Origin of the sequence: Streptomyces tubercidicus (assembly GCF_027497495.1) — a bacterium.
GTDB lineage: Bacteria > Actinomycetota > Actinomycetes > Streptomycetales > Streptomycetaceae > Streptomyces > Streptomyces tubercidicus.
Map to the genome: position 1 here is coordinate 6,938,322 of NZ_CP114205.1, position 17,200 is coordinate 6,955,521.

The 17,200-nt window shown below is 71.8% G+C and carries 13 protein-coding genes; 3 read left to right on the forward strand and 10 right to left on the reverse strand.

The window, feature by feature from the left end:
• Positions 1-42: 42 nt before the first annotated feature.
• The 4 genes from STRTU_RS30320 to STRTU_RS30335 form a co-directional block, all read right to left on the reverse strand.
• A complete protein-coding gene (locus STRTU_RS30320; RefSeq protein ID WP_159748095.1) occupies positions 43-1,962 on the reverse strand; it encodes a VgrG-related protein in 1,920 nt (639 codons plus the stop codon).
• 16 nt (positions 1,963-1,978) lie between these two features.
• Positions 1,979-2,791 (reverse strand): CIS tube protein, encoded by an 813-nt coding sequence (locus STRTU_RS30325; RefSeq protein WP_159748097.1) that lies wholly within the window; start codon positions 2,789-2,791, stop codon positions 1,979-1,981.
• Entirely contained in the window at positions 2,775-3,212 is a 438-nt protein-coding gene (locus STRTU_RS30330; RefSeq protein ID WP_159748099.1) for a phage tail protein, read from the reverse strand. The genes STRTU_RS30325 and STRTU_RS30330 overlap by 17 nt, the downstream gene beginning before the upstream one ends.
• Positions 3,213-3,296: 84 nt before the next feature.
• A complete protein-coding gene (locus STRTU_RS30335; RefSeq protein WP_159748101.1) occupies positions 3,297-3,614 on the reverse strand; it encodes a hypothetical protein in 318 nt (105 codons plus the stop codon).
• Here STRTU_RS30335 and STRTU_RS30340 point away from each other — a divergent pair.
• Positions 3,613-3,735, forward strand: a complete 123-nt coding sequence (locus STRTU_RS30340; protein ID WP_269777407.1) for a hypothetical protein — start codon at positions 3,613-3,615, stop codon at positions 3,733-3,735. The two genes, STRTU_RS30335 and STRTU_RS30340, sit on opposite strands and share 2 nt — an antisense overlap.
• Before the next feature lie 3,209 nt (positions 3,736-6,944).
• Here STRTU_RS30340 and STRTU_RS30345 read toward each other — a convergent pair.
• The 6 genes from STRTU_RS30345 to STRTU_RS30370 all read right to left on the reverse strand — a co-directional run bounded on the left by STRTU_RS30345 (position 6,945) and on the right by STRTU_RS30370 (position 12,911).
• Positions 6,945-7,103 (reverse strand): DUF6760 family protein, encoded by a 159-nt coding sequence (locus tag STRTU_RS30345; protein ID WP_085927347.1) that lies wholly within the window; start codon positions 7,101-7,103, stop codon positions 6,945-6,947.
• Complete coding sequence (locus STRTU_RS30350; protein WP_159748103.1) at positions 7,100-7,513, reverse strand: hypothetical protein; 414 nt, start codon at positions 7,511-7,513, stop codon at positions 7,100-7,102. Before STRTU_RS30350 ends, STRTU_RS30345 begins: the two co-directional genes overlap by 4 nt.
• Positions 7,513-7,956, reverse strand: a complete 444-nt coding sequence (locus tag STRTU_RS30355; protein WP_018087540.1) for a phage tail protein — start codon at positions 7,954-7,956, stop codon at positions 7,513-7,515. The genes STRTU_RS30350 and STRTU_RS30355 overlap by 1 nt, the downstream gene beginning before the upstream one ends.
• 82 nt (positions 7,957-8,038) lie before the next feature.
• Positions 8,039-9,616, reverse strand: a complete 1,578-nt coding sequence (locus STRTU_RS30360; protein ID WP_159748105.1) for a phage tail sheath family protein — start codon at positions 9,614-9,616, stop codon at positions 8,039-8,041.
• 120 nt (positions 9,617-9,736) lie between these two features.
• Positions 9,737-11,524: an eCIS core domain-containing protein gene (locus STRTU_RS30365; protein ID WP_371873691.1), complete on the reverse strand. Its 1,788-nt coding sequence runs from the start codon at positions 11,522-11,524 to the stop codon at positions 9,737-9,739.
• Between the two features lie 172 nt (positions 11,525-11,696).
• A complete protein-coding gene (locus tag STRTU_RS30370; RefSeq protein WP_159748107.1) occupies positions 11,697-12,911 on the reverse strand; it encodes a hypothetical protein in 1,215 nt (404 codons plus the stop codon).
• Between the two features lie 307 nt (positions 12,912-13,218).
• On the opposite strand from STRTU_RS30370, the gene STRTU_RS30375 reads away from it, so the two are divergent.
• Both STRTU_RS30375 and STRTU_RS30380 read left to right on the forward strand, forming a co-directional pair.
• Positions 13,219-15,717 carry an AfsR/SARP family transcriptional regulator gene (locus STRTU_RS30375; RefSeq protein ID WP_159748109.1) on the forward strand — a complete coding sequence of 833 codons (2,499 nt, stop codon included), beginning with the start codon at positions 13,219-13,221 and terminating at the stop codon, positions 15,715-15,717.
• Positions 15,718-15,797: 80 nt separating this feature from the next.
• Complete coding sequence (locus STRTU_RS30380; protein WP_269777408.1) at positions 15,798-17,156, forward strand: hypothetical protein; 1,359 nt, start codon at positions 15,798-15,800, stop codon at positions 17,154-17,156.
• Positions 17,157-17,200: the final 44 nt, after the last annotated feature.

Sequence of the window (17,200 nt, forward strand, 5' to 3'; positions counted from 1 at the left end):
GTGACCCCCTTGAGATGCATGTCCCTCAACTCCCTCAAGCCCCTAGAAGGGAATGCCGTTGCGCAGCACGGCCGGTGCGTTCAGCGTGACCGTGGCCGGTGAGTTGATGGCCGCCGCGGCGCCCGCGTTGACGGCCACCGCGCCGACCGCGCTGACGGAGACCGCGCCGACCGAGTTGACGGCCACCGCGCCGGCCGACTTGAGGCTGATGGCGCCGGTCGCGTTGATGTCCGCCACACCACCCGCCGCGACACCGAACTTCGCGCCCGCCTTGATGTCGACCGCGCCGCCGGCGCTCATCGTCAGCGAGCCGCCCGCGGTCAGCGACAGATTGCCGCCCGCCTTGATGCTCACGTTCCGGGTCCCTGTGATGGAGACGGAACCGTCACTGCGGATGGTGACGCTGGTGCGCGCCTCGTCCATGTGTACGGTCATCCGGCCGTTGCCGGTCTGCAGCCGGATGCCGCTCTTCATCCGGGTCTTGGCGTCCACCAGCTCCACCGTGTGACCGCTGCGCGAGGTCAGCGAGCGCCAGTTGATCCGGCCGCTGGTCGGGTCGACGGCGGGCAGGCCGTCCGTCTGCCGCGTCGGCTTGTCCCGGCCGTTGTAGAGCCCGGCCAGCACGTACGGATGCTCCAGCGAACCCCGGTCGAAGGCGCACAGCACCTCGTCGCCGACCTCGGGCAGGATCAGCCCGCCGCCCCGCACCCCGCCCAGCTGCGCGACCCGGCACCAGTCGCTCTCGTACGTGTCCGACAGCCAGGGGAAGCGCAGCCTGACCCGGCCCAGCCGCAGCGGGTCCTTGGCATTGCTGACCAGCGCCATCGCCACACCCGGCATGGGCGGCGCCGCCTCCGCGCCACCGGACGCGAGCCCGTACAGCGACCGGAACTGCCGCCCCGAGACGGTCAGCCAGCTGGTGAACTGCCGCCCGGACTCGAAGACATGGCGGACACCGGTCGCCGTGTACTTCCCCTCGAAGGGAAAACCGGCACCCTTGAGCGCCACGGGCAGGCCCGGCTTCAGGTCCGGATTCCCGGTGACCGCCACCTCCAGCTCCGCGAAGGAGCCCGCCACATCGTCGGCAAGGGCGCGCGCGGCATGGGTGACCTGGGCCTGGGTGGTGAACGGTGTGTCCGTGGCGGTCAGTTCGGCCTGGCCGAAGGGCTTGCTGAGCGTCGCGGGCGTGATGTCCGCGACGATGTCCTTGCTCGTCGTGGCCGGGGACTGCGCGGACAGCGCACGCTTGGCCCGCATGTCCCAGCCGCGCGCACCCGCCTTGCTGACCTGCCCGGCGGCGGTGACCGCGATCCGGCTGTGCATCGCGTTGTGGCCGAACTCCAGGACGTACGGGCTCTGCGCGGCCGGAGTGCTGTCGGCGGGCGCCGACGCGGCCGGGGCGAGCTTGCCGAACTGCAGCTTGCCCTGCGGGTCGAAGGAGAGATGGACGTCGTTCTCCTGGGCGAGACGGGTCAGGAAGTCCCAGTCGGTGATGTTGGGCTGGGTGGCCAGCTCGTAGACGGTGCGGGTGGCCTCCACCTTGCCCAGGGAGAGCCTGTTGAGGCCGGCGAGACGGCGCACGATGTCGCTCGCGGTCATATTGGGGTAGCCCGCGACGCGGCGGTTGCGCAGCAGCCGGTGCCCCGGGTCATAGCCCCGTACGACCAGGTACTTGCCGCTCGCGTCCGCGTCCACTTCGAGCGCGGTGACCTCGCCGGTCAGCATGGGCTTACCGCGCCGCCCGTCCGTGAACGGCGACAGCACCGCCTTCGCGCCGACCTTGATCTTCGGGAAGGTCTTCAGGATGTCCGATCCCGAGTCGCTGAAGGTGAGCTCAAAAGTGGACGGCACATTGACGCTGGAGTCCACCCAGCCCGAGATGAGGAGGGCGGCGAGCTTGTCGGGCAGCGGCGTGCCGCCGATCTCGGCGTACAGGACGCTGGTGTACGTCTTCTCACTCATCGGATGCTCTCGCTGATCATCGGGCGGCCTCCTGGCTGGTGGGATGGCCGGCGGGACTGTGCGCGGGACGGCTCGGCGCCTGGCCCTCGGGATGTTCTTCGTCGGCGGCGGGCAGCAGCAGCTCGGTGCCCGGCCGCAGCCGCATCGGATCGTCGATCTCGTTCGCCTCCGCGATCACCCGCCAGCGGGTCGCGTCCCCGTACTCCCGCCAGGCCAGCGAGGCGAGCGAATCACCCGCGACCGTGCGGTGGATCCGGCGTGCCGAGAGCGCACCGGAGGTGGGGTTCTGCCCCTTGGTGGGCATGGCCACCTCGGTCAGGGACAGCGTGCAGGTGGCGCGGATCGGCTCGCCGGTGGGGTTGAAGAGGGTGTAGGTGGCGCTGACGCTCGTCACATACGCCACGAACTGCACCGTGTTGAACGACCCCCAGGAGAACCGCACCCAAGGCGGCGACGGCCGCTTGGAATTGACGCTCTGCGCCGTCACCTCACAGCAGGACAGCAGCAGTTCGATCTGCTTCTGCACCTTGCCGGAATTCGGCGTGCCGGAGGCATCCAGGAACACCTCCAGCTGGAGCGTCGCGGGCCGGGTGCCGGTGAACTTGGGCGGCGCGCCCCGCGTATACGCCACCGCTGCCTGGGTGTGCCACTCCGCCTCCCGCCCGAGCTGCAACTGGGTCGGATTGAACTGGAACTCCACCTCACCGATCCGGCCGCCGATGGAGCCGCCGAGGTCGGTGGGGGGCTGATGGATCGCGAGGGCGGCCCGTACGAGGCTTGCGCCCGCCTTCCCGCCGGTCGGGGCGGCCACCTCAGGCACCTCCCGCATCGGTGAAACCGTGGTGCGCGATCTCCAGCGTCTCGGTCGCCACCCCCGGGCTCGCCGGGTCCAGACTCGGCCCCTGCCAGCGCACCGGCAGCACCTCCACCAGCCCCCACTGCGCGACCACCGAACCGTCGGCGCGGAGCGCGGCGATCTGCGCGGTGGGCCGGCTGATGCCGGTCGCGAGCGACGAGATCCAGGCGGCCACACGGGCGGTGTCGGCGGTGAGAGGACGGGTGAGCCGGATCGTGGAGAACGTCACGCGGGTCGGCAACTGCCAGACGAAACCGTTGTTGCCGCCCTCCTGCCGCTGCTCCACCTCCACCTCGGAGGCCAGCCCGTCACAGCCGTTGAACAGACCGAGGTCCTGGCCGTCGATGGTCAGCTTGAAGAAGACGGTGGAACCGGGGTCCTGGGCCTGGGGCATGGTGGGTGGTCTTTCGGCTGGGGTGGGGATGGGACGCGGAGGGGGCGGGGGTGGGGTGACGCGGCTGGATGGGGTGGGTGCGGGTCAGCGGCCGTGGTCGCGTAGGCGGCCGATGCGTTCGCGGTCGGTGCGCAGCTCGGCGCGGAGCAGGCGGGAGAGGGGGGCTACCAGGCGGCGGGCCAGGGCATCCAGGGCGGCGGGGTCGGTGGTGGTGGGGTCGGTGGGGGTGGCTGGGGTGGTCGTAGCAGCCGTATCGGGCGTGTTCGTGGTGGTGGTCGTGGGGGAAGCCGGGGTGGATTTGGCGGACGTGGTGGGGGAGTTGGGGGTGCGCTGGAGCGGGCGGGAGGTGCTTGCCGGAGCGGGGGCCGCGGGGGGTGTGGGCGACGGTGATCGTGACGGCATGGCCGCTGAGCTGAGCGGCTGGGGGGCCGGAGTCGGGGTCGGTGCCGGGGCGCCGGGAGCGGTGCGGCTGCGCTGCACTACGGGCATGCCGGGGGCAGCCGGTGCGGTCCGGACCGTGTGAGACGGAATGGATGAAGGGCTCGGTGTCCGTCCCGGCGCCGGGGCACCGGGAGGAGAGGGGGCGGGCGCATGCCGCACTGCGGGCATGCCGGGGGCCGTGGCCGGTGCGGTCCGGACCGTGCGGGACGCGGTGGGCGAGGTGCCCGGTGTACGTGCCGGAGCCGATGCCGGTTTCTGCAGGGCCACGGCTGGGACGGCTGCCGCCGCTCGTCGGGCTGGCGGTCCCGCTGTGGTGGCAGTGCGGCTCTCGGGGCTCGCAGCGCTTGGCGCCCGGCGCAGGGGGACAGCGGATGCGCCCTGCGCGCTTGAGCGCTGCACCGGTGCGGGGCCGGCCGTCTCCGCACGGTGCCCGGTGGGCCGTTGCAGGGCACCGGGGCCCAGCGCACGCGCGGACGCGAGCGGCGCTCGGCGGGTGGCGGGGCGAACGGGGGCGGGCGCGGTGGTGGGAGGACGGGGCGTGCTGGTTGTCGGCGATTGGCCCGTCGGCGCAGGGGGTGCCTGCGGGTGGGCTTGCGGCTTAGGGGGTTCCGGCGTACGGGCCTCCGGCGTACGGGATTCATGTGGGTGGGGCTGCGGTGTACTGGGTGTCGGCAGGTGGCTCTCTGACGTACGGGTCTCCGAGGTACGGCTCTTCGGGGTGCGTGTGGGCGTCAACGGGCCGGGGGAGGCCCGACGTTCGGGGGATATTGCGGAACGCTGAACTGGTGCTTGGGCTTGGGCCTGGGCCTGGGGCGGGGCCGGGATTGGGCTCGGCGCCGGGGCCGGAGTTGGGGCCGAGGCCGGGGCCGGGGCCGGAGCAGGTGTCGGGACTGGCGATTGGGCTGGCGTCTGCGTCGGTGTCGCTGTCGGGGCAGGTGTCCGTGCAGACGCCGGTGCGGCCGGCTGTGCAGGCGTCGGTGCAGCAGCGTCCTCGCGACGGATCGCGGTGGATTCGGTGGGTGCGCCGATCAGCGGCTTCCGTTGGATCGCGGGGCGCGAGGGAGGCCCAGGGGGCGGCGTACGGGCGCCGTCGACCGGAGGCCGGACCGGCCGTGCCTCGGCCGCAACGTCCTTGACCGGGGTGTCGCCGTCCGCGCTCTGGACAAGCGGAGCGCCAAGTCCCAGGCGTTGACGGCCTGTTGCTGCCGACCGTCGCATGGGCTGAGGGGCAGCCTGTTCAGCTGCTCGCTGGATCGGCCGACGCGTGCGGTCGCCATCGCCTGCGGCCGGGTTCACGGCTGGGCTCGGGGCCGAGCCCGGGGCCGCGTGATCGCTGGTGTCGGCGGCCGTACGTGGAGGCGTGCTTGGCGAGGACGCCGGCGCCCCCGGCAGTGACTTCGGGGCAGGGCTCATGCGTGGCGCCGTGCCGGGAGTCGACGGGGTTGAGTCATCAGCTGACGCCGGGCCGATGCCGGGTGCGGCGTCCGTGGTCGGGGCAGTCTCCGGCCCGCCGCTCTGCTTTGGGGCGAGCGGCCGTCGTGGGCCAACCGCGCGCCGCTGCACGACCCGGTGGGGAGTGTCAGGGCGTACGGGGGCGGGGGCCGGTGCCACACCCTCGTGCGCCGGTGCGGCGGCAGGGGCGTGGGCTGAGGGGGGAGAGGCAGAAGGCGCCGCTTCCGGATCCGCCGCCGTGGTGGACGGCGCTGGTGCTTCGGTGCGCTGCAAGGGCGTCTGGCTGGGGGAGGGGGCGGTATCGCTGCTCCCCGTATGCGACGAGGTGGCTGGCCGCAGCTGACGGGGCGGCATCGCGACCTTGCCGGCCGAGGTGAGCGGCGACCGCGCGCCGACGGCCTTCCGTACGGGCATGGCTACGGGGAGGGCCGAGGGGAGGGCAGCGGACCGCGCCCCACGCGATGCGGAGCGAGCGGCCTCACCTCCGCCACCGGTCTCGGCCGTGGCACTGGGCGTGGCCTCGGAGGCGGGCACGGCCCCGGAGGAGGGCACGGCCGTGCCACCCCCACGCACCCCGCCATCAGCCCCGGCTGACGGTGCGGCCACCGCTGACCTCGGCTGCACCTTCCGCTGGTCGCCCGCTGACATCGCAGAGGGCATGCCGGACGGCGTGGCCGACGGGGTGACGGAAGGCGCGGAGGACGGGGTGCCGAACGGCGTGGCCGACCGATTGACGGACGGCCTGGAGGACGGGGTAACGGGCGGCGTGGAGGACCGGGTGACGGCTGGTGTGCCGGATGGCCCGCCCGCCGAGGCGACCGGAGGCGTGCCCGGCGCCACGACCGGAGCAGCGCTCGGCGCGTCGTCCCGCGAGGTCGCCGACGGCATCTCGCCTCCCGAAGCCGGCGGACGAAGAGCACGCGCGGCAGCCGTCGGCATACGCGACGCACCCGGCGCCGCCGCCCGCTGCACGGGGGCCGCCTCCCGGGACTCGCTAGGGGCCGCACCTCGCTTTTCCGCACGCACGGCACCCTGGCTCTCGGCACGTACGGCACCCTGGCTCTCCATACGTTCGACAGCCTGGCTCTCCGCACGCGCCGTACCCTGGCTCTCCCCACGTGCCCCACGTGCCACGTCACGGCTCTGGCTACGCGAGGCATCCCGGCCCTCGGCACGCGAAGCACCCGGCGCCGCCGCCCTCTGCACAGCAGCCCCACCCCGGGTGGCGGTACCTACCGCACCCGCACCCGCACCCGGACCCGCATCAGCTCCAGCCCCAGGCCCCGCACCCGCACTTCGCGCCGAACCCGAAGCCGTACCCGTACCCGAACCCGAAGCCGTACCCGCACTCGCCCCCGGCCGCACACCCACACGCCGCCCCGCACTCACCCCCGGCCCGGCAGCGGAGCCCGCTCCCAGCCCAGCAGCCGACCCGGAGCCCGCCCCCGCGCCCTCCTCCAGTACCTCATCCCCCCGCCCCGCCACCGGAAGGCGCAAGACCGGAAGTCCGAGATCGGCAGGACGCCCGGAGACAGGGACCAGTGCATCGCGCAGCACACCACCGGGTGCCGTGGCATGGACGTCATGCCCCAGCTCCCCGCCGAAGGAGGGGTTGCGGTGCGCGCTCAGCGACGCGGCGAAGCCGGGCTCGGCGACGGTGCGCGGCGTCGCCAGAACCCGCTGGATGGGGGGCTGGGCGGACCAGCCGCCGTCACCGCCACCACCGACCGGGCCCCCGGCAGCCGCATCCGCAGCCGCCACGGCCTCAGCCCCCTGCGCAGGCTGCGTACCCTCGGCACCCCGCGGCCTCCGCCGCCACCTGAACAACCCCATCCTCCGTCACTGCTTCCCTTCAGCCCGCTCCACCAGGGCGGCGATCTGTGACACGTACGCGCGCCGGTCGGCGTGTTCGAGGTCGAGGATGTCGTCGATGCCCCAGTGGAAGTGGTAGGCGAGATAGGCGACTTCCTCTTCGATACGCCCGGTCGCGTACGTCACGATTCCCCCAGGCGGCTCCCGGCCAGCTCCACTTCGAAGGGCTCCTCGCAGTGCGGGCAGGACACCGCTGCGCGCGTGTGTCCCTCCGCATTGATCTGCCGGTAGAAGTCCTGCAGAAAGGCCAGGTCGGAGGCGAACATGTTCTCCACCGTCCCGTCGTGCACGGTTGCCAGCGTCCCGAGCCGGGTGATGACCCGGCCCAGCAGCACGACCGACAGATACGCCGGGTTCTCGCGCACCCGCACATCCCGCAGCGGAATCAGTTCATCCCGTGCCGTCGCGAGCCGCATCGCGCCGTTTCGGTGCACGGTGCCGGACTCGTCCACGAATCCGCGCGGCAACTCGAACTCGAATTCCGTACGCAGCGGCTCGCGTTGCTGTTGCGCCCCCGCCGGGCCTTCGCGCCGCATTACTCGATGACCAGCTCTTCGAAGACGATGGTGACCTGCTCGGTCAGCGCGGCGGCGTCGCCCGCCTTGACCCCGCTGGTCTCGACCTTGCTGCACCACGCATTGCGCATGTTGTAACGCTTCACGGGGTTGTTCTGGTAGTCCATCATCATGATGGTGGCGTTCTTACGGGCCGAACCCATATCGCCCGCAATGGACTTGTTGATCCACTCGCTGAACGCACCGCTCTGCGTCATACCGCGGGTCACGGTGCATTCGCCGGCCTTCTTCGTGCCGGGCATCTTCTTCACGACGGGCTTGCCGTCCGCCGAGACCTGCTGGTATTCGATGACGTCCTGCTCCATGGTCAGACCGCTGACCTCCTGCAGGTATTCGACCATCACGCCGTCGATCTGCAGGCCGAAATTGTGTGAGGTGAGGGCATCACCGGGCTGAAGGGACAAGGTGGTTCACTCCTGTGGTGAGAAGAAAAAGGGTGACGGATGAGAGGGAGGACGGGGCGATGCGCCCGGCCGTGGCTGTGCTTTACTCCTCCAGCTCACCGCCGCCGCCCGAGAACTGGGCCAGCCGGAAGACCACGAATTCGGCGGGCTTGACCGGCGCGATGCCGATCTCACACACGACCCGGCCGAGGTCGACGGACTCGACAGGGTTGGTCTCCGCGTCACACTTCACATAGAACGCGTCCTCGGGCCGCTGCCCGAAGAGCGCGCCCGAGCGCCACTCATTCACCAGGAACGCCGAGATGTTGCGCCGGATACGGGCCCACAGCGCCTGGTCGTTCGGCTCGAACACCACCCACTGGGTGCCGATGAGAATCGACTCCTCCAGGTAGTTGAAGTAGCGCCGCACGTTCAGGTAGCGCCAGGCCGGATCGGAGGCCATGGTCCGTGCGCCCCACACCCGGATTCCGCGTCCGGGGAAGGCCCGGATGCAGTTCACGCCGACCGGGTTGAGCAGATCCTGCTCGCCGCGGGTGATCTGCAGCTCCAGGTCGATGGCGCCGCGGACGATCTCATTGGCCGGGGCCTTGTGGACGCCGCGCTCGGAGTCGTTACGGGCCCAGACGCCGGCCATGTGCCCGGACGGCGGGATGGTGCGGGTCTGGCCGGTGGCCGGGTCGAATGCCTTGATCCACGGGTAGTAGAGCGCGGCGTAGCGGGAGTCGTAGCCGGCGACCTCCTGGCGCCACTTACGGATGTCGCGGGCGTTGAGCGCCGGCGGCGGGTCCAGGATCGCCATCCGGTCGCCCATCAGCTCACAGTGCGCGACCAGGCCCAGCTGGACGGCCTTGACCTGCTCCAGGTCGATCAGGCCCTGCTGGTAGGCGGCCATCAGGTCGGGTGCGGCCACCATGTTGACCTCGTCGAGCGCCTCCAGGCCGCCGAAGCCGGTGCGGTCGGCGGAGTCGCCGATGAACTGGCCGGACGCGATCCGGTCGACGGTGCCGTTCCCGGCGGGGGCGGCGGGCGCCGCGGTGGGCGGGGCCAGCGTGATGTTCTGGGCGTCCGGCTTCGTCAACTGCGCGGCCGGGACGGCCTCTTCGATGACGATCGTCTTGGAGCGCTGCTTCACCTGGGAGACGACGTAGTTCCGCGAGCTCTTCTTCGCGCTGACGTCGAAGCTCTCGACGACCTTGTCGCCGTCCTTGACGACCAGCTTGAACCGGTCGGTGCTGCCCTCGCCCTCGACGTCCTGCACCTCGACGGTGAGCGCCCCGCCGCCGGCGGAACCGGCCGTGATCGCCGAGACCCGGAAGGCGCCGAGCGCGGCCGGCTCCCCGGCCGTCAGTGCCCTGGGCGCCTCCGGGGCGGCGGCGGTCTGCGACTCCCCGTCGCCCGTCCCGCCGACCCGTACGACATACGCGGCCGTGCCGCCGTTGTTGAAGAACCCGTAGACGGAGTGCGCGAGGTAGTACCCGTCCGTGAACTCCCCGAAGGCGGCCACGTACTGGGACCAGTTCGTCACCAGGGTCGGCTCATTCAGCGGACCGGTGGGAGCGAGACCGACAAAGGCCGCCACCGACGTCCCGACCCCTTCAATGGGCCGCGATCCGCTGGCGACTTCCTCGACATAGACGCCGGGGGACAGGTAGGTGGGCATGTTCTGTTACTCCCTGGATATGCGAACTGGCCGGTTCGGTGGTTTCTGGTGTGGTGTGCCGGTGATGAAGAGAACAGGAGATCGGAGGAGGGAAGAGAAGGGCATTGCTGGTGATGCGGGTCAGGGCATCTGGTACTCGAAGGTGGCGGTGAAGGAGCTCATCGAGGTGGCCGCGATCTTGTCGCACCCCTTGTAGAACTCCTCCGCATCGCTCGGGTCGAAGCCGTTGACGGAGACCAGCTGAGCGAGTGCCTGGTACTCGTTCAGCGCTCGTTTCTTGAAGTCGCCGTCTTCCTGGTCCACATCCGGATCACGGTGGAATTGCGAGTCCTTGGAGCCGCCGGTGGCGGAATTCCCCTTGGCCTTGGCGAAGATGGCGTATCTGTTGAGTGCCTCGTGCAGGCTCTTGGATTCGCCGCTGACGACCTGGTTGAAGGCGGCGATGGCCACCGTCGGGTTGGCCGCGGCACGGCGGAATTCGGCGCCCTGGATGATGGCGACAATCTTCGCGCAGTACTTACGCCCGTCCTCGCTCATGCCCTCGAAGTCGTATCCCGGCTCGGTCAGGGCCCGGATGAAGTGCTTGGCGAGTTCCTTGTCGGACAGGCCGGTACTGTTCCCGGCGCGTTCGAAAAGTACGTCGTACTCGCCTTCCTGCGGGCCGCCCAGGACAAAGTTTCCGGTATGGCCGATGGAGTAGGCGTTTCCGGTCGGCTTATGGGTGAACGGGTTCACCATCTTCTGGCGGTTGCGGAACCCGTCCAGATCCTGTTCCGTCCCGCGCGAGGAGAGCCGTCGGCGGACCTCGGCGAGGCGGTGGATCTGCTCCTTCTCGGAGAGCTTCACTTCCTGCTGATCCGGGTCCGGCGAACCGGTCCTGATCGCGGTGGGAACCACCGGCGGAAGGTCGGCCGCCGCTGCCTCCCGGACCCGCCGCTCGGCGAAGTCCAGCAGCTCCTCGTACGACCCCCATCGGCCGAGGTCCCGCTCATCGCTCGCCATCCTGACGAGTTCGTCCCGGACCTTGGCCTTGAACGCGTCGTCCCACCGGGCGTGGCGTGCCTTGCCCTTGGCGATAAGGGCGTCGACGGGGAGGACATCGTCAGCGGCCTTGACGGTCTTGTTCGCCATCTTGTAAGTCCGCTGGACGGGACGGTCCCCGCCCGTCGTGGCGCCGTGCTCCGGGGCGTACGCGGTATCGGCGGCCGCGCGCTGCACGTCAGCGGTATCGGCTGCTGCACGCTGCACATCTTCCGTGTCGGCCGCACGCTGCACACTCGCCGAGAGTGCCCGGCTGGCGTTCGCCTCCGCCTCCCGCTCGAAGCGGTCGGACGGATCGCTGACCTTCGTCCCGTCGCCGCGGTCCGTGCCCGCGACCGGGCCGTTGCGCTGCTGGATGACGTGGGTCAGCTCGTGCGCGAGCATATGGCGGCCCGCCGCGGAGGAGGTGTTGTAGCGGCCGCGCTGGAAGACGATATGCGAACCGGACGTGTACGCATGGGCATTGACGGACTCGGCCGAGGTGTGCGCGGAGGTGTCGGTGTGGACGCGTACATCGGAGAAGTCCGCGCCGAGGCGGCTCTCCATATCGGCCCGGACCGGCTCGTCGAGCGGGCGGCCGGGTGCGCGCAGCACCTCGTGGACGGCCGAGCGCTGCACGCTGGAGGGTGCGGTGTGTCCGCAGCCCGCGCTGTGCCGGTGCTGCTCCTGATCGGCCATGGCGGCCGAGAACGCCGCGTTGCCCACGGCCCGTTGGAGGGCGGCGGCCGCGGCCGGGGTGAGGCGCTCGGCCCCGCCGGCCGCCGCCTGGCGGGCCGCTTCGGATGCGGGGGAGGAGGCGGTACGGGCGGCGCGGGCCGCCCCCGGGCGTTCGCTCCCCGAGCCGGGCTGCTGCTCCTGTGCCCGCACGACGTTCCTCCCCCATCACCCTGCTGACCGCTCCCGGCCATTGCTGATCACTGCTGCTGTGCTGCCTGCTGCTACTGCTTCTGCGCCCTACGCTTTCGACCTTGGCCTACGGGCGGGCACGGCTGTAGAGACGAACGGGCGCCGTCGAGGGCAGAGCGCGCTGCCCGTTCGGTCATGTGGCAGGCGCCGACCGCTCCGCGTATGCCTGGTTCTGGGCGCGGATGACGGTGTCGAAGGACTGGTCGGTCCCGGCCCGGCCGTACAGCGCGAAGTAGCCGAGGGACTTGCCGTGCTGCACTGCACTGGTGCGGTCGGCGGCGGCCTCGTACGTGAGGCTGTCGGGGCCGTCGCGCAGGATGACGGCGGCGAAGTGGTTCGCCCAGCCGTCCGGGGCCGCGCCGGTCAGATCGACGAAGTGGTTCTCACCGACGGCGGGCGCGTCCCGTCGCACGCTGAGGCCGCCGTCCGCCGGTCTGCCGATGAGCTGGGCCGCCGCTGCCTGGCAGTCGTTGGGGAGCGTGATGAGCAGCTCGTGCACCTGGGCCTCCTGGTTCTCGACGGCGGGGAGACCGGCGAGGAACTCCGAGGTCAGGCCCGGCATGAGGACGGCGAGGTCGGTCAGCCCCTCCCGGCCGGTGCGTTCGGGGTAGGGGAACCGCGCGGCGACCCAGCCGCCGCCCATCGTGGCCACCGCCAGCTTCATCGCTTCGGCCCGCAGACCGTCGACGGTGGCGCTGCGCGGTTCGGCCCGCGCCTTGAGCGCCGTCACGATGCGCTGGGTGAGGTTGACGAGCTGCCGTACTTCCGGCGGGTCGGTCAGGGACTTCAGGTAGGCGGCACGCTTGTCCTCGCGCTCGGCCGCGGTGTCCCCGCGTACCGGCTCATGACCGGCCCCCTCCGGGTTCCGGCCGGCGGCCCGTACGGCGGCATCGGCCCTGGCCGTGTCCTTGTACACGGGCAGCACCCGGTACAGGGTGCGGTCACCGACCTGCACCGCCGCCCCGCGCTCCAGGGTGATCGGCACCCGGTCCTGGGCGTCAAGGCTGTGCGCGGCGGCGGTGATCAAGTCCGCGTCGGCGTATGCCTCCTGCCGGCCCCGGATGGCGATGGCTCCGTGTGCGGAGACCTTGTCGAAACCGTGGGCGGCCTCTCCCTCGGCGTACCGCTGTATGTGCTGGTGCTGGTGCTGGGGTTCTCTGGCCTGCTCCGGCGACGGTGCCAGCGCGCGGGCGACCGCGGCATTGCCCGCCGTCCGTTGGAGGGTGCGCAGCGCCTCCGGCCCATGGGTGGACAGGGCTGAGGAGGGGATGCGCGGGCGCTCGGGTCCGCGGGGCGCGGTGCGTGGCGCCGACTCCCCTCCCGTGGCCCGCCGTTCGTGTGCGTGCACGAGGGCTCCGTTCTGGCGGCCGGTGGTCCGTCTGGTCCGTGGGGCACGGCCCCCAGTGCCGATTTTCGGCCGCAGCGCCGATTGCCTCCAGAGCCGGAAGGGGGTCCGAACGGGCAGCACGGTTGCCCTGCCGGACACCGATGAACGCTGGTGAATGCTGGTGAATACCGGAATGGAGCCTTGTCGGCCGGAGAAAGAGGCGGGAATTGCCGTTGGGCCAGTATCAGCCGTTTTCCTGAAATTGCTGTCCGCATGCTGGGCTACTTTTGGTACGGCCGGAACATCAGCGCTGGTCCGAAGGGGTGGCGTGACAGGTCGACAGGGGCGGGGGAGCGAGCAGACGGTGCGCTGCGACGCGAATGAGCCAAAAAGTGCGGTGCGGGCGGGCAGTCCCGACCGGGCCGGCCGGTTGCGGTTTCAGGTGCTCGGCCCGGTGCGGGCCTGGACCGGAGACCGCCCGGTGGATCTCGGCCCGCCCCAGCAGCGCGCGGTGCTGGCGGTGCTGCTGCTGCACGCCGGCCGGCCCGTCTCCGTACCGCAGTTGGTGGACGCGCTGTGGGACGAATGGCCGCCGCCCCGGGCCGTGGGCACCGTACGGACATATATCTCCCGGCTGCGCGGCCTGTTGGAGCCGGACCGGCTGCCCCGGCAAGACGGGCAGCTGCTGGTGTCCTCGGGCGGCGGCTACGCCTTACGGGTCCCCGGTGAGGCACTGGATGCGGCCGGCTTCGAGGAGCGGCTGGGTACGGCGCGCCGCTTGCGGGGGGCGGGCGACGCCGCGGGCGCGTACGAACAGCTGAGGGGAGCGCTGGCGCTCGCGGAGGGCGTACCGCTGGCCGGACTGCCCGGCCCGTACGCCCAGCGGCAGCGCGACCGGCTCACCGAACTGCACATCACCGCCCAGGAGGAACTCTTCGGCTGCGTAGTGGAGTTGGGAGGACACGCCGAGCCGATGGGCGACTCGATCGCCGGGCTGCGCGCCTTCGCCGCCGAACATCCGCTGCGCGAACGGCCCCAGGCCCTGCTGATGCTGGCCCTGCACCGCGCGGGCCGCCAGGCGGAGGCCCTCGCGGTGTACGCGGCGACCTGTCGCACCCTGGACGCCGAGCTCGGCACGGAGCCGGGTCCTGAACTCCGGGCCCAGTACGAGGAGTTGCGCGACGGGTCGGCGGGTCACGGTTCTGCGCCCGCGGCGGGGGCCGGGCGCGGTACTGGCCCCGCCACCGGCCCCGCTACCGGCACTGGCCCCGCTACCGACCCTGGTTCCGGCCTCGCTACCGGACCTGGTTCCGGATCCGCCCGTGATCACGCCCGTCCCTCCCGCCCGGCCCGGGACCCCGCGGATTTCGGCGGCCCCTCGCCCGTACCAGCTCAACTCCCCTCCGACATAGCCGACTTCACGGGACGCACGAAGGCCGTCGCCCACCTGGCCACGACGCTGCGCGGTGCGGACGGCGCACGGGCCCCGGTGGTGGCCACCCTCAGTGGCCTCGGCGGAGTCGGCAAGACCGCGCTGGCCCTGCATGTGGCGCACTCCGCACGGGCCCGCTTCCCCGACGGGCAGCTGTACGCGGATCTGCAGGGCACCGGCCGGGCTCCGGCTGACAGCGGTGCCGTGCTGACGCACTTCCTGGGCGCGCTCGGCGTCGCGGAGGGCGCCGTACCGGACGGGCTGGCGCAGAAGGCCGCCCTGTACCGCTCGCTGCTCGCCGACCGCAGGATCCTCGTACTCCTCGACAACGCCCGCGACGGTGCACAGGTACGGCCGCTGCTGCCCGGGGTGCCGGGGTGCGCGGTGCTGGTCACCAGCCGTACGCGGACGCTGGCGCTGCCCGGGGCCGACCAGGTCGACGTGGAAGTGATGGACGAAGCGGAGGCGCTGGAACTGTTCGGTGCGGTCGTGGGGGCGGAGCGGGCGGCGGCCGAGCCGGAAGCCGCCCGCCAACTGGTCGCCGCCTGCGGCGGGTTGCCGCTCGCCGTGCGGATCGCCGCCGTCCGGCTGGCGTCCCGGCCGGGCCGGACCACGGCCGGGATGGTGTCCCGGCTGAGCGAGGAGCGGCGGCTGGACGAGCTGCGGGTGGGCGATCTGGCGGTGGAAGCGACCTTCCGGGCCGGCTACGAGGCGCTCGACCCCGGCCCCGCCCACGCCTTCCGGACCCTCGCCCTGGGCGGCCTGCCGACGTTCTGCCGGGCCGCCGCGGCCGCAATGCTGGACACCACCGACGACGAGGCGGAGGCGGCGGTCGAGACGCTGGTCGATGCCGGGCTCCTGGAGGCACACGGCGACGACCGCTACCGCTATCACGACCTGGTCGGGCTGTTCGCCCGTCGGCTGGGCGAGCACCATGACAGCCCAGAGGAGCGGGCGGCGGCCCAGCGCCGCTTGTTCGACCATGCCCAGCGGCACGGCGACGACGTAGCCGCAGCGCATGCCCAGCGCCTGCTCAGCGACTCGCGCCAGGGCACCGGGCCATACGGGCCAGCAGAGACCGCGCTACGGGAGAGCCGGGGCCCGGACCATGCGTCGTCCATGGACGTGGACAAGGACAAGGACAAGGACATGGGCATGGGCATGGGCATGGACAGCGATCTGGTCAGCGCCATGGACGCGCACGAACTGGCCCTCGTCCGTGCGGCGAGCGCGCGGGGGCGGTACGGGCCTGCGCGGCGGCCGGCGGCCCGTCGTCGGTGGTTCCTGGAGCGGCCGGACAACGTTCGCCGCCCCGGGGACGGCGTTCGCTGCCTCGGCCGCGTGCCGCCGTTCGGGCGCCACCTGCGGGGCGCGACTCGCCCCAAGGAGCCGTAAGGGCATCTGACTCTGCCCCCGGTTCTGCCCTTCCGCACGCTGACCGGGCCCGGCGCAGCCGGTTGACTGCCCTGGTGAGCATGTGGACTTCACTGGAACCGGCCGCGATCACCGTCGACCCCGGTTCCGTCGCGAGGGTAAGGCTGCGGGTACGCAACACGGGCGACACCGTGGAGGAGTACCGGCTCCGGCCGGCCGGCGACGCAGCGGGCTGGACGCAGGTGCAGCCGGACGTCCTGCGGCTGTACCCCGGAGCCGAGGGCACGGCGCAGATCGAGTTCGCGCCCCCGCGTACGTCGGACGCCGTCGCCGGTCCGACGCCCTTCGGTATCCGCGTCGAGCCGAAGGAGCACCCGGAGGTCCGCGATGTCGTCGAGGGACAAGTCACGGTCGGGGGGTTCACCGAACTCCGCGCCGAGCTGGTGCCGTTGACCGTACGGGGCCGTTGGCGCGCCAAGGCGTCGGCCGCCGTCGACAACCTCGGCAACCAGCCGCTGACGGTGTCCCTCTCCGGCCGCGAGAACGGCGACGCCCTCACCGTCGAGCCGGACCCGACCTCGGTCCAGGTCGCGCCGGGCCGCGCCGCCTTCGCGAAGCTCGATATCCGCCCCGGCGCGGTGAGTTGGGTCGGCGGGGTCACCAAGCACCCCTTCACCGTCTCCCTCCAGCGAGCCGGTACCCCGGAGCCGACCGAGCTGCGCGGCACCTACCTCCAGCCGTCGGTGCTGCCGCGCTGGGTGATGGTGGTGCTGTCGCTGCTGCTCGCGGCGGCGCTGGCCTTCCTGATGCTGTGGCTCAGAACCGATCCCAAGGTGTCCACGAGCGCGCGGGAGAAGGTCGGCCAGTCCCACAAGCTCCCGCAGAAGGAAGAGAAGCCGTCCGCTCCGGCGCCGTCCAAGCCCCCGGAGGAGAAGAAGCCCGAGGAGAAGCCGGAGGAGCCGGCCCCCGAGGAGCCGCCCGGTGACGGTGGCGGGGAGGACCAGGGCCCGCAGCAGCAGACCATCCGGTCCGACGCCAACGGTGGCTGGTACCTCCAGGCCAACCAGGGCGGTCAGGCGGACGGCACGCAGATCGGCCAGAACCCCGAGTGGACGGGTGACCAGTTCGGCCGCAACCAGTGGTGGACCATCCACCACTACGCCGAGGACAACACGGTCGCCCTGGAGTCGGGCAGCGCCCCGGGCAGCGTTGCCCAGCTGCAGGAGAACTCCAACCAGGTCGAGCTCTGGACGGCCGACCCGGCACTGCTGGAGTCGGGCAAGCTGCCGCCCCAGCAGAAGTGGCGGCTGCAGGACGCGGGCAACGGCCGTACCCGCATCGTCAATACGCGCAACGACGAATGCCTGACCGATCTGCAGAACGACAAGGGCGCAGTGTCCTGGAAGTGCACCGACGGGCCCAACCCCCGGCAGGACTGGAAGATCGCCGACGGGCAGTGAGGCACCGGGGCCGGGGCCGGGGCAGGGGCTGCCATCCCGCCCGG

Excerpts from the sequence above, each read along its gene's own strand:
- STRTU_RS30325 (WP_159748097.1), bottom strand. The coding sequence starts at position 2,791 with ATGCGGGAGGTGCCTGAGGTGGCCGCCCCGACCGGCGGGAAGGCGGGC.
- STRTU_RS30340 (WP_269777407.1), top strand. The coding sequence starts at position 3,613 with ATGGCCGCTGAGCTGAGCGGCTGGGGGGCCGGAGTCGGGGTCGGTGCC.
- STRTU_RS30335 (WP_159748101.1), bottom strand. The coding sequence starts at position 3,614 with ATGCCGTCACGATCACCGTCGCCCACACCCCCCGCGGCCCCCGCTCCG.
- STRTU_RS30360 (WP_159748105.1), bottom strand. The coding sequence starts at position 9,616 with ATGCCCACCTACCTGTCCCCCGGCGTCTATGTCGAGGAAGTCGCCAGC.
- STRTU_RS30330 (WP_159748099.1), bottom strand. The coding sequence starts at position 3,212 with ATGCCCCAGGCCCAGGACCCCGGTTCCACCGTCTTCTTCAAGCTGACC.
- STRTU_RS30380 (WP_269777408.1), top strand. The coding sequence starts at position 15,798 with ATGTGGACTTCACTGGAACCGGCCGCGATCACCGTCGACCCCGGTTCC.
- STRTU_RS30350 (WP_159748103.1), bottom strand. The coding sequence starts at position 7,513 with ATGCGGCGCGAAGGCCCGGCGGGGGCGCAACAGCAACGCGAGCCGCTG.
- STRTU_RS30320 (WP_159748095.1), bottom strand. The coding sequence starts at position 1,962 with ATGAGTGAGAAGACGTACACCAGCGTCCTGTACGCCGAGATCGGCGGC.